Below are 11,933 nucleotides of genomic sequence, written 5' to 3' on the forward strand. Positions count from 1 at the left end.
AGGAGATAATCATGGCAGAGAAATATACACAGCATACCGGCCTGGTTGTCCCTCTGGATGCCGCCAACGTTGATACTGACGCAATCATTCCAAAACAGTTTTTGCAGAAAGTCACTCGTACCGGATTCGGCGCGCACCTGTTCAATGACTGGCGTTTCCTGGATGACAAAGGTGAAGTTCCTAACCCGGAATTCGTCCTGAACTTCCCGGAATACAAAGGTGCCTCCATTTTACTGGCACGTGAAAACTTCGGCTGTGGTTCATCACGTGAACATGCCCCTTGGGCACTGACCGATTACGGCTTTAAAACCGTGATTGCCCCGAGCTTTGCGGACATCTTCTACGGCAACAGCTTTAACAACCAACTGCTGCCGATCAAGCTGAGCGATGAAGAAGTCGATGAAATGTTCAAGCTGGTTCAGGCGAATCCAGGCATCTCTTTTGAGGTGGATCTGGAAGCACAGGTCGTCAAAGCGGGCGATAAGACCTACAGCTTTACTATTGATGCGTTCCGCCGTCACTGCATGCTCAACGGTCTGGACAGCATCGGTCTGACCTTGCAGCACGAAGATGCTATTGCGGCTTACGAAAACAAACAGCCTGCATTTATGAACTGAGTCAGTCAATGTCTCCGATGCCCGGCCAGCGCGCCGGGCATTTTTTTGTTTTTATACCAGTCACAAAAAACGTGACACAAGTCACAATTACCAACATTCACCCATATCATCAGTAAGGTTATTTGATTTTCTAAAATTTTGTTATTCCACTCAGCGTTTACATTCTCGCCCAATATTCCCGCCTTTATGTATAAACTCACCATCACAAGTAAAAATAGATCTCAATTATTTAAGATATAAATACCAGCATGTGAAAAAACGGTTAATTGCATAGAAGTCCCCTATGGTTCCATGCAAAAAAAAACATTATTTTTCCCCCAGCCCGCTCGCTATCTTGCCCACAGAAACATATTAACTTTGGATTTATCAGGAGTACCGCGTAACGGCCTTCTGGATTTCCCGTGGAGAGATCAAATGAGCCACTACCAACACCTTTTTAGCCCGCTAACCATCAACGGGATGACGATTAAAAACCGCATCATCATGCCGCCGATGGGCACCAACATGGCTACGCTCAACGGTGAAGTCTCTCGCGAACAGCTTGAGTACTATGAGTTACGGGCAAAAGGCGGTACGGGTTTAATTACCATCGAGAATATTTGTATCGATTTCCCTTTTGCCTCAAATGGCACAACACAACTGAGAATCGATAACGACCAATATATTCCTGGGTTGTTTAAATTAACGGAAACATTACATAAACACGGGGCATGTGTTTCTATTCAACTTAATCATGCCGGGGCTTCTGCGTATGCATATCGCCTGAACGGCGAGCAGCCATTATCCTCCTCCACGACGCCTTCGAAAAAGAATGGCAATATTCCCCGTGCCATGACGCGTGAGGAAATTTATCATGCTGTGGAGAAATTCGGAGAAGCCGCAGAGCGCGTAAAACGCGCCGGTTTTGACTGCGTGGAAATACATGCAGGCCACTCTTACTTAATCAGCCAGTTCTTATCACCGCTGTTTAATAAGCGTACCGATGAGTTTGGCGGAGATCTGGAAAACCGAGCCAGAATCCTGTGCATGGTGGTCGACAAAGTGCGCGCAAGCGTTGGTCCTCGCTTCCCCATCAGCCTGCGATTTAGCGCCGATGATTTTCTAAAAGGCGGCAACACCCTGGATGACACGCTGCGCATGCTCGAACTCTGCCAGGACAAAGTCGATATCCTCAACGTCTCTGCCGCACAGAACGACAACCTCAATCTGCAAATTGACCAGATGTCGCTGGAAGATGGCTGGAAACGTTACCTCTCCCGTGCCGTGCGTGAGAAGTTTAATAAACCCACCGTCATCGCCGGTAACATCCGCACGCCAAAAGTCGCCGAAGATATTGTCGCCAACGGCGATGCTGACCTGATTGCTATTGGCCGCGGCCTGATTGCCGAGCCTGAATGGGTGCAGAAAGTCCAGCAGGGCAACGAACGCCTGATGCGTAAATGCATCTCCTGCAACATTGGCTGTGCGGATCACCGCATTGCCCGCTCCCGCCCGCTGCGCTGCTCCATTAACCCGGACATTATTCACGGCGATGCCTACAAACAGCGTGCAGTAAACCGAGACACCCGAGTGGTGGTCATTGGCGCGGGTACAGCCGGCATGGAAGCGGCCTGTACCGCAGCTGAAGTGGGTTGCCACACCTGGCTGCTGGAAAAGAAAAACAGTCTGGGTGGACTTGCCAGTGAAATCTCACTGCTGCCGGAGAAAAAGCGTATTGCTGACTTCCCCCAGTTTATGAAAAACCGCATGTCAGGTTTGCATAACCTGATGCTGCAGGTGGGTCATGAAGCCAACGTCAATGCCCTCGCTGAACTTCAGCCAAACCTGATCATTAACGCCACCGGCTCCACACCTTTGCTGCCACCGATTACCGGGCTGAAAGAGTGCATTGATGTCGAAGGCGGCAATGTCTTCTCCATTACTGGCATGATTCACCACCTGGACAAATTTGCTGATGTCGAAGGAAAACGCATCGCAGTGGTTGGCGGGGGAGCCGTCGGCCTCGACGTTATCGAATATTTCTCCGCCCGCGGTGCCCGCACCGTGCTGATTGAAATGCAGGATGGCCCGGGCCGTGACCTGGACATCATCACCAAAAACGCCATGTTGACCATGCTGGACGAGCACCACGTGGAACAGCACATGCAGACACAACTCGTCGCCGTCCACCCGGACCATTTCAGCGTCAGGAAAGCCGACCATGCGTATGACATTCCCTTTGATTACGGCTTTGTGTGCCTGGGAATGCGCGCAAACAGAAACGGCCTTGATGACATCGAACGTTGGGCTAGCACCCAGGCAATTCCCGTCATGAATATCGGCGATAGCGTGATGGCGCGCCGCATCATCGACGGCGTGCGCGAAGGGCGCAACGTGCTGCAGACCCTCGAAGACATGGGTGTACTGGGTTAACGACGACGAAAAACGAATTCTATTTCCAATAATTGAGGACTTTATCATGGCAGAACGTATTACTGGTCACACTGAGCTTATTGGCCTGATTGCGACCCCTATTCGTCACAGCATGTCCCCGACCATGCATAACGAAGCCTTTGCCCATCTGGGTCTGGATTATGTCTATCTGGCCTTTGAAGTGGACAATCAGGAGCTGAAAGATGTCGTGCAGGGTTTCCGGGCCCTGAAACTGCGCGGTTTTAATGTCTCCATGCCCAACAAAACCGCTATTTGCCAGTATCTCGACAAGCTGTCTCCGGCAGCCGAACTGGTCGGCGCGGTCAACACCGTGGTGAACGATAACGGCGTGTTAACGGGCCACATCACCGATGGCACCGGCTATATGCGCGCACTCGCCGAGGAGGGCATCGACATCATCGGTAAGAAAATGACCGTGCTGGGTGCCGGTGGCGCGGCAACGGCGCTCTGCGTACAGGCAGCACTGGACGGCGTGAAAGAGATCTCCATCTTCAATCAGAAAGACAAATTCTTCGCCAATGCAGAACAGACTGTCGCCAAGATCCGCAATAACACAAATTGCGAAATCCACCTGTTTGACATTGCCGACCACGACAAGCTGCGTCAGGAAATCGACAGCAGTGTGATCCTCACCAACGCCACGGGTGTCGGCATGAAACCGTTTGAAGGCCAGATGCTGCTGCCGAACGACAGCTTCCTGCGTCCGGATCTGATCGTGTCTGACGTGATTTACAATCCGCGCAAAACCCACCTGTTACAAGTCGCAGAGAAGAAAGGCTGCCGTACCCTCAATGGCCTGGGCATGATGCTCTGGCAGGGCGCAAAAGCATTCGAAATCTGGACGGGCAAAGAGATGCCGGTTGATTACGTCAAGAATGTCCTTTTCTAAGGGTCGGCATGATGAAAAATAAATATGTCCCGACGGCAGCCGGGCTGTATCTCAACTATCTGATTCACGGTATGGGGGTACTGCTGATTACCCTCAATATGGCGAATTTGCAGGAACAGTGGGGAACAGACAGAGCCGGCGTGTCGATTGTCATCTCGTCTTTGGGTATCGGTAAACTCGCCACCATCGTGACGGGTTTCCTGTCCGATCGTTACGGACGTAAACCCTTTATCTATCTTGGCATAGTGAGCTATCTGATCTTTTTCTTCGGCATTTTGCTGACTAAAAATATCTACATGGCCTACTTCTTTGGCATCCTGGCCGGGATGGCGAACAGCTTCCTCGACTCCGGTACTTATCCGGCGCTGATGGAGTCTTTCCCGAACTCTGCAAGCCGCGCTAACGTGCTGATCAAAGCCTTTGTGTCGGCCGGGCAGTTCCTGTTGCCGTTCATTATCAGTCTGCTTATCTGGGCAAACATGTGGTTTGGCTGGTCATTTATTATCGCAGCGGCGTTGATCGTCATCAGCGGTATCTATCTGATCAAAATGCCCTTCCCCGATCACAGGGCGAAAAAAGAGGTCGCAGAGAAATCCACTGCCCCGACGGCTCAGCAGCCGGACGCCAGCGCAATGGATATGATTATCTTCACGCTGTATGGCTACATCGGTATGGCGACCTTCTATCTGGTGAGCCAGTGGTTGGCGCAATACGGTCAGTTTGTTGCCGGGATCCCTTACGAATCGGCCATTAAATTGCTGAGTATCTACACGGCGGGTTCCTTGACCTGCGTATTCGTCACCGCCACCTTCGTGAAAAACGTCATCAACTCTGCCGTGGCGATGGTGCTCTACACGGCCATTTCGACCATTTCGTTGTTGGTGGTCTGCCTGTTCCCCACCCCGCTTATTGTCACCGGTTTCGCATTCGTGATCGGTTTCTCAGCGGCTGGTGGGGTCTTACAACTGGGTGCGACCATCATGGCCATGAGTTTTCCAAGCGGAAAAGGCAAAGCGACGGGGATCTTCTATACCGCAGGCAGTATCGCCAGTTTCACCATCCCACTCATCACGGCAAAACTGTCAAAAATCAGCATCGCCAGCATCATGTGGTTTGATTTAATTATCGCCATCATCGGCTTTGTGATTGCCCTGTACATCGGTTATCGTCAGTTTCAGGTTTATGCGGCTCAGAAAACCGCTCGCGTTACCGCGACGGCCTGATAGCTCAGCGAAAAAGAATAATGGATACCAACATGACTCAAGCTGTAAAGGTTAAAAACATCACCTTCCAGGAAGGGGAAACGTTGATTTGCGTGCCGCTGATTGGCAAAACGCTCGACGAAGTAACAGCCAGTGCCCGCACGCTGGCAAGCGCAGGTGCCGATCTGATTGAATGGCGCGTGGATCACTTTACTCAGGTGCGAGACGTCGAACAGGTGCAAAACGCACTCGCTGAAATCCGCGCCCTGTTAGCGGATATTCCGCTGCTGTTTACCTTCCGTAGCAAACGCGAAGGCGGCGAAACGGAGATCAGCGACGAGGCTTACTTTGAGCTGAACCGCCAGGCGGCAGCAAGCGGGCTGGTCGATCTCATTGATATCGAGCTGTTCAACGACGAAACGCAGATCCGTGCCGTTATTGATGCCGCACATGCGGCGGGTGTCAAAGTTATCATGAGCAACCATGATTTCCACAAAACGCCTGCCCAGGAAGACATCATCTACCGCCTGCGTCGCATGCAGGATCTGGGTGCAGATTTGCCGAAAATTGCCGTAATGCCGCAGACGCCAAAAGATGTACTGACGCTTCTGTCTGCCACGCTTGAGATGAAAGAGAAGTATGCAACACGCCCGATAATCACCATGTCGATGGCAAAAATGGGCGGTGTGAGCCGCGTAACCGGACGTCTTTTTGGATCCGCCATGACGTTCGGCACAGTGGGTCAGGCCTCAGCACCGGGTCAGATTGCCATTGCACAACTGCGTGAAATGATGGGCGTATTGTCCTGATTTTAGCCGTGAAACCGTATCGCCCGGGGTAACACTCCGGGCATACCGCTACCGTTTTTTCTGGCTGTCATCAATGATGAAGTTCTTAAAGGACTGAATCGCAGGGGAAAGCACCCTGTCTTTCATGGTCGCCAGGTAGATAAAGCGTGGGGGAATTTTGTTTTTGATCGCGAGGATATGCACATTGTAATTTGCCAGAGCGGAAATACGCGGCATGATGGCAATCCCATAATCAATACTCACCAATCCCGCCATCGCCGTGTCTTCTTCAACATAGCAGGCAATGTCTGGCACCAGTTTTTGCTGGATAAAAACATTGTCAATAAAAGGTCGAAGCCCGCTATTTTCAGAAAAATAGATGTAGGGGTAATGGATCGTCTCAACCAGGTCTACTTCATCCTGATATAACCTTGCCAGTGGATGATCCTTCGCGGTAACAACAACTAATTCCTGTTGAATAATGGGGATAAAATCAATATCCGGCTCATCAGCAATATAAGAACAAATCGCCAGATCGGTACGCCCCGACTTTAGCTCTTGTAAAAGCGTCAGGGATGTTCCTTGCGTAAAAGAAAACGTTACATTATGGCGTGCGGGGGTGACAGAATATTTATGAATAAGTTGAGGCACAACATATTCACCCATTGTGTAAATAAATGCGATGCGAATATTTTCCTTGCTATCCAGCCCACTCTTTTGCAACGTCAGTCGGCCGTTTTCCAGCGACGTTAGCGCATCCTCTACATAGGGAAGAAAGCGTTTCCCGTTTTGCGTAATCTCGACATTGCGGCCTTTTCTGGCAAACAGCGATACGCCCAGCTCCTTCTCTAACTCAGAGATAGCATGGCTTAGCGACGGTTGCGTGATGAAAAGACTGGAAGCGGCCTCAGTGTAGTGCTCCGTTTCTGATAGTCGCTTAAAATAATAAAGTTGCTTTAGGTTCATTATTTTTAACCGTATAATATAATATAATATAAGATAAATTAACTATCTTAAATATAACACAAAGGGAGTAAACCACGGTTACTAAAGCGCAAATACACGTGTAACATCAAATATTATCACGCGCTGTAACCAGGATGTAAATAAACAGTTCACGAGATGAGAAATAAGATATTCAGATAAAGTATTTCTGCATGCAAAGATATATGCAAAAATATTTTAAACTTTAAAGGATATTCATATGAGGACGATAGCGAATCAGGAGAGCGCCGTGCCATTAGCGGGTACCAGAAAAAGAAGCCGGGCGCGAATTGTAATTTTATTGTTATTATCTATCGGCACCATGATTAATTATCTGGACCGAACGATCCTGGGAGTTGTCGCGCCCGCATTGACCAGCGAACTGCACATCGATCCCGCCATAATGGGCATCGTTTTTTCCGCTTTTGCCTGGACCTACGCACTGGCGCAGATCCCCGGCGGCATGTTTTTGGATCGCTTTGGGAACAAACTCACCTACGCTCTTTCTATTTTTTTCTGGTCAACATTTACGCTTCTGCAAAGTTTTTCACTGGGTCTCAAATCCCTGCTGCTCTTTCGTTTGGGTCTTGGAATCAGCGAAGCCCCCTGCTTTCCGGTGAACAGTCGCGTTGTCGGAACCTGGTTTCCGCAGCACGAACGCGCACGTGCCACCGCAACCTACACGGTTGGGGAATATATTGGCCTTGCCGCCTTCTCACCCCTTTTATTTTTAATTCTTGAGCATCATGGCTGGAGAACGTTATTTTTCATCACTGGTGGATTAGGCATCGCCTTCACCTTTGTGTGGTGGAAATTTTATAAAGAACCACATGAATCCACTACTGCTAATAAAGAAGAGCTGGATTACATTGGCGTTGGAAATAAAGAGAAGGCAAGTGAGAACATTCCTTTCAACTGGGCAGATGCAAAACGACTTCTCTGCTGCCGCCAGGTGATTGGTGCCAGTCTGGGGCAATTTGCAGGCAATACAACTCTGGTCTTTTTTCTGACCTGGTTCCCGACTTACCTGGCCCAGGAACGACAGTTACCGTGGCTTCATGTCGGATTCTTCGCCACCTGGCCGTTTCTCGCGGCGGCAATTGGCATCGTTTTTGGCGGTTGGGTCTCCGACAAACTGTTAAAGAAAACCGCCTCGGTAAACGTCAGCAGAAAATTACCGATCATTACCGGGTTACTGCTCTCCAGCGTTATTATCGCAGCCAACTGGGTGTCAAATAACACAATCGTTATTGTGATAATGTCCATTGCTTTCTTTGGCCAGGGAATGGTCGGTCTGGGCTGGACACTTATTTCAGATATTGCACCCAAAAATATGGCGGGCCTGACCGGGGGGATATTTAACTTCTGCGCCAATATGGCATCCATCATTACCCCGTTAATTATCGGCTTTATCATAGCCGGTACGGGGAATTTCTTCTATGCACTGATCTACATCGGCTTAACGGCCCTGATAGGGCTGGTGGCGTACATCTTCATCATCGGCGACATCAAGAGAATCGAGTTCAATTGACCGAGTGCGCCCGGCGTAAACCTCGCCGGGCGCACTGCTAAGGCATCAGATATCTTTCACTCTGCTGGTCAGGAAAAGTGTGACCAGCGACAGCGCGGCAATCACCCAGTAAACGGAGGCGTGGCCGTAGCTTTGCGCCAGCGCCCCCTGGATTACCCCCGCCAGAATCACCCCCGTCGAGATGCTGTTAGTGAACAGCGTTGTCGCAGAACCTGCGCGGCCCGGCATTAAATCCTGGAACCACAACATGCCAATCCCGGCGATAATACCGATGAAGATGGCGTTGAAAATTTGCAGCCCCATCAATGCTTCGCGGCTGTGGAACATCAGCAACCCCGCATAGAACAGCACACCCGCAGCCACGGCGGTGACCATCATTTTGCGTTTTCCAAAACGCTTCACATAGTAACCCGCCAGGATCATGGCCGGGATCTCAAGCCCTGCGGCGGTGCCCATCAGCACACCGGCCAGACTGTCCGGCAGACCCAGTTCGCTACTGATCCATAAAGGCATGTCGATGATGTACATGGTGTTGCAGGTCCACATGAGAGTGGAAGCAATAAACAGCATGCGGACGTTTTTATCGTTCCATCCGCTCACCTGGGTCACCGGCACATCAGCCGGTTGCTCTACACGAGCAACGGAAGGTAGCCAGAGCGCAATCATCACCAGGCTTATGACAAAAATCCCGGCAGCGATGGCGTACATGGTAGTGAAGCCATAATTCAGCGCCAGCATAAATGCCAGCGGTGGGCCAATCACCCAGGCAACAGAAATCTGCGCACGCATGATGGAGCTGAACATCACTACTTCGCGAGCGGAGCTATCAGCATATTCGCGCGCCAGCGCGAAAAGCTGTGGCATAGCCGTGCTGGCAAGGGAGGCCAGGAAGACACCACAGGTGATGAGCGTCAGGTAATGCCGGTTGAAGGCAAAAAGCAGCGCGTTCCCCACCGCCATCAGGCAGCAGAACATAATCAGTTTGCGGCGATCCCCCTGGCGGTCAGAGCGCTTAGCCAGTGCCAGACTCACCCCAATCCCTGCGATGGCGTTCACCGTATAGAACAGCCCAACCCAGAAGGGCGCAACACCCACTTCACGGCTGAGAAACAGACTGAGCGTAGGCGCCTGTAACGCCCCCGCCACGCCGATCATAAACGCGACCATCATAAAAGCGAGGTATACACCGTTCAGGCGGCGTCCCATCGTCATCAACCAGAGCATAAGGATCCTTGCATGCGTAGAAACGAAAAAAGCCAGCAGATGATACCTGCTGGCGTGGTGATTCGCACCAATACTCAGTCACACATGATGGCTGCGATTCAGGGTTATACCCGTCATACTTCAAGTTGCATGTGCGTTGGCTTTCCTCGCTCACCCTAGTCACTTACCAACGTAAGCTCCTGGGGATTCTCTGCGTTGCCGCCTGCCTGCAACTCGAATTATTTAGGGTATAGAGACCGGGGATGTCACTTCCCACTGCATTAATTCTTCGAGCATTTTCAGTCGTTGAGCCGCGTCAGGACGCGGTAGCCACGACGCTCCCTGCGTCGCACGAAAATACGCTAAGTAAAATTGCCGGGTAAATGATCTCTTCATACTCCCCTCCTCGCTTTCATCGAAGAGAATTATTGGCTTAATATAGGGATTAATAAATTGCTGACTTTTTCTCAGGAGTTCCCCTTTTATGTCTTCTGGTCGCCTGCAACAACAGTTCATCCGCCTCTGGCAATGCTGTGACGGGAAGTCACAAGAGACCACGCTCAATGAGCTGGCGGAATTACTGAGCTGCTCGCGGCGCCATATGCGCACCCTGCTCAACACCATGCAGGAACGGGGCTGGCTGACCTGGGATGCAGAAGCCGGGCGCGGCAAGCGATCGCGCCTCACTTTCCTCTATACAGGCCTCGCTTTACAGCAGCAGCGCGCCGAAGACCTACTCGAACAGGATCGCATCGATCAACTCGTGCAACTGGTGGGCGATAAGAGTGCCGTGCGGCAGATGCTGGTGTCACACCTGGGGCGCAGCTTCCGCCAGGGGCGGCACATTCTGCGCGTCCTCTATTACCGGCCACTGCGCAACCTGCTGCCCGGCACGGCGCTGCGCCGCTCCGAGACCCATATGGCCCGGCAAATCTTCAATGCTCTGACCCGCATAAATGAGGCAAATGGGGAACTGGAAGCGGATATTGCCCACCACTGGAAGGAAATTACCCCCTTGCACTGGCGATTTTATTTGCGCCCTGGCATTCATTTTCATCACGGACGCGAACTGGAGATGAGTGATGTGATTGCTTCTCTTCAGCGTGTCAGCACGTTACCGCTCTATTCCCATCTCACCGATATCGTTTCACCTACGCCCTGGACACTGGATGTTCATTTGAGCCAGCCGGACCAATGGCTGCCCTGGCTGGTCGGGCATATTCCGGCGATGATCCTGCCGCAGGAGTGGAGCACGATGGCGAACTTCTCCAGCCATCCGGTCGGCACCGGACCTTATGCCGTGACGCGTAACAATAACAATCAGCTTAAAATTCATGCCTTTGAGGATTACTTCGGCTTTCGTGCACTGATTGACGAGGTCAACGTCTGGGTATTACCGGAAATTGGTGATGAACCCAACGGCGGCCTGACGATAGATGGCCCTACCGACAGCGAAAAAGCCATCGAGAGCCGACTGGAAGAAGGGTGTTATTACTTGCTCTTTGATGCGCGCTCAAACCGGGGCGCGAATCAGGCGGTACGTGACTGGATAAGTCAGGTCCTCTCCCCGACCAATTTACTCTATCACGCCGAAGAGCACTATCAGCGTTACTGGTTCCCGGCCTATGGTCTCCTGCCACGCTGGCACCATGCTCGCCCTGGCAGCGGTGAAAAACCTGCCGGACTGGAGTCACTGACGCTCACCTTCTATCGCGACCACAACGAACATAAAGCCATTGCGAATACCATGAGCGCACTGCTAGCCAGTCATGGCGTGCACCTGGAAATCCAGGAAGTGGACTACGCGGAGTGGCACGCGGGTGAGATTATTAGCGATATCTGGCTCAACAGCGCCAACTTCACCCTGCCGCTCGATTTTTCCCTCTTTACGCATCTCTATGAAGTGCCGCTCATACAGCACTGTGTACCGCTCAACTGGCAGGAAGATGCAGAAAAGTGGCGCGCCGGTGAGCTGAATCTGGCGGTCTGGTGCCAGCAACTGCTGGAGAGCAAAGCGATGGTGCCGCTGATTCACCACTGGCTGATGATCCAGGGCCAGCGAAGCATGCGCGGGCTGCGAATGAACACCCTGGGCTGGTTTGACTTTAAATCTGCGTGGTTTGCCCCGCCGGATCCATAAGGCTTTCCGAAAACTTACAAAATCATTACAATGCTGCGGTGCTCAACGGGGTGCTGCGCGTAAGCGTGTGCTGAGAAAATACCCGTCGAACCTGATCCGGATAACGCCGGCGAAGGGATTTGAGGCTCTCGCTCAAAATCCTTTGC

The 11,933-nt window shown here is 51.5% G+C and carries 11 protein-coding genes and 1 riboswitch; of the genes, 8 read left to right on the forward strand and 3 right to left on the reverse strand.

Annotated features, from left to right (window positions below; translation table 11 throughout):
- Nucleotides 1-11 precede the first annotated feature (11 nt).
- The 5 genes from leuD (at nt 12) to aroD (ending at nt 5,950) form a co-directional block, all read left to right on the forward strand.
- The gene (gene leuD, locus AC5JPW_RS11130; RefSeq protein WP_494240264.1) at nt 12-617 is read left to right on the forward strand and encodes a 3-isopropylmalate dehydratase small subunit; all 606 of its coding nucleotides are present in this window, start codon (nt 12-14) and stop codon (nt 615-617) included.
- A 414-nt stretch (nt 618-1,031) separates the two neighbouring features.
- On the forward strand, nt 1,032-3,029 hold the full coding sequence (locus tag AC5JPW_RS11135; RefSeq protein ID WP_494240266.1) for an oxidoreductase: 1,998 nt from the start codon (nt 1,032-1,034) through the stop codon (nt 3,027-3,029).
- A 46-nt stretch (nt 3,030-3,075) separates the two neighbouring features.
- Nucleotides 3,076-3,939, forward strand: coding sequence for a shikimate dehydrogenase (locus tag AC5JPW_RS11140; RefSeq protein ID WP_494240268.1), 864 nt, complete (start codon nt 3,076-3,078; stop codon nt 3,937-3,939).
- Between the two features lie 11 nt (nt 3,940-3,950).
- Nucleotides 3,951-5,162: an MFS transporter gene (locus AC5JPW_RS11145; protein WP_494241207.1), complete on the forward strand. Its 1,212-nt coding sequence runs from the start codon at nt 3,951-3,953 to the stop codon at nt 5,160-5,162.
- 32 nt (nt 5,163-5,194) lie between these two features.
- Nucleotides 5,195-5,950: a type I 3-dehydroquinate dehydratase gene (gene aroD / locus AC5JPW_RS11150; RefSeq protein WP_494240269.1), complete on the forward strand. Its 756-nt coding sequence runs from the start codon at nt 5,195-5,197 to the stop codon at nt 5,948-5,950.
- 48 nt (nt 5,951-5,998) lie between these two features.
- Here aroD and AC5JPW_RS11155 read toward each other — a convergent pair whose 3' ends face one another.
- Entirely contained in the window at nt 5,999-6,895 is an 897-nt protein-coding gene (locus tag AC5JPW_RS11155) for a LysR family transcriptional regulator (protein WP_494240270.1), read from the reverse strand.
- 238 nt (nt 6,896-7,133) lie between these two features.
- On the opposite strand from AC5JPW_RS11155, the gene AC5JPW_RS11160 reads away from it, so the two are divergent.
- Entirely contained in the window at nt 7,134-8,444 is a 1,311-nt protein-coding gene (locus AC5JPW_RS11160) for an MFS transporter (RefSeq protein ID WP_494240271.1), read from the forward strand.
- Nucleotides 8,445-8,489: 45 nt separating this feature from the next.
- On the opposite strand, the gene AC5JPW_RS11165 is transcribed toward AC5JPW_RS11160, so the two are convergent.
- The gene (locus tag AC5JPW_RS11165) at nt 8,490-9,668 is read right to left on the reverse strand and encodes a sugar efflux transporter (protein WP_494240273.1); all 1,179 of its coding nucleotides are present in this window, start codon (nt 9,666-9,668) and stop codon (nt 8,490-8,492) included.
- A 12-nt stretch (nt 9,669-9,680) separates the two neighbouring features.
- Between AC5JPW_RS11165 and AC5JPW_RS11170 the strand changes: the two genes are divergently transcribed.
- Nucleotides 9,681-9,827 carry a hypothetical protein gene (locus AC5JPW_RS11170; protein WP_494240275.1) on the forward strand — a complete coding sequence of 49 codons (147 nt, stop codon included), beginning with the start codon at nt 9,681-9,683 and terminating at the stop codon, nt 9,825-9,827.
- A gap of 63 nt (nt 9,828-9,890) precedes the next feature.
- Here AC5JPW_RS11170 and sgrT read toward each other — a convergent pair whose 3' ends face one another.
- Nucleotides 9,891-10,043 carry a glucose uptake inhibitor SgrT gene (gene sgrT / locus AC5JPW_RS11175; protein ID WP_494240276.1) on the reverse strand — a complete coding sequence of 51 codons (153 nt, stop codon included), beginning with the start codon at nt 10,041-10,043 and terminating at the stop codon, nt 9,891-9,893.
- A gap of 88 nt (nt 10,044-10,131) precedes the next feature.
- Between sgrT and sgrR the strand changes: the two genes are divergently transcribed.
- Complete coding sequence (gene sgrR, locus AC5JPW_RS11180; protein ID WP_494240277.1) at nt 10,132-11,787, forward strand: HTH-type transcriptional regulator SgrR; 1,656 nt, start codon at nt 10,132-10,134, stop codon at nt 11,785-11,787.
- A 36-nt stretch (nt 11,788-11,823) separates the two neighbouring features.
- Nucleotides 11,824-11,923, forward strand: a riboswitch (TPP riboswitch).
- Nucleotides 11,924-11,933 lie beyond the last annotated feature (10 nt).

Source organism: Phytobacter sp., assembly GCF_059074235.1.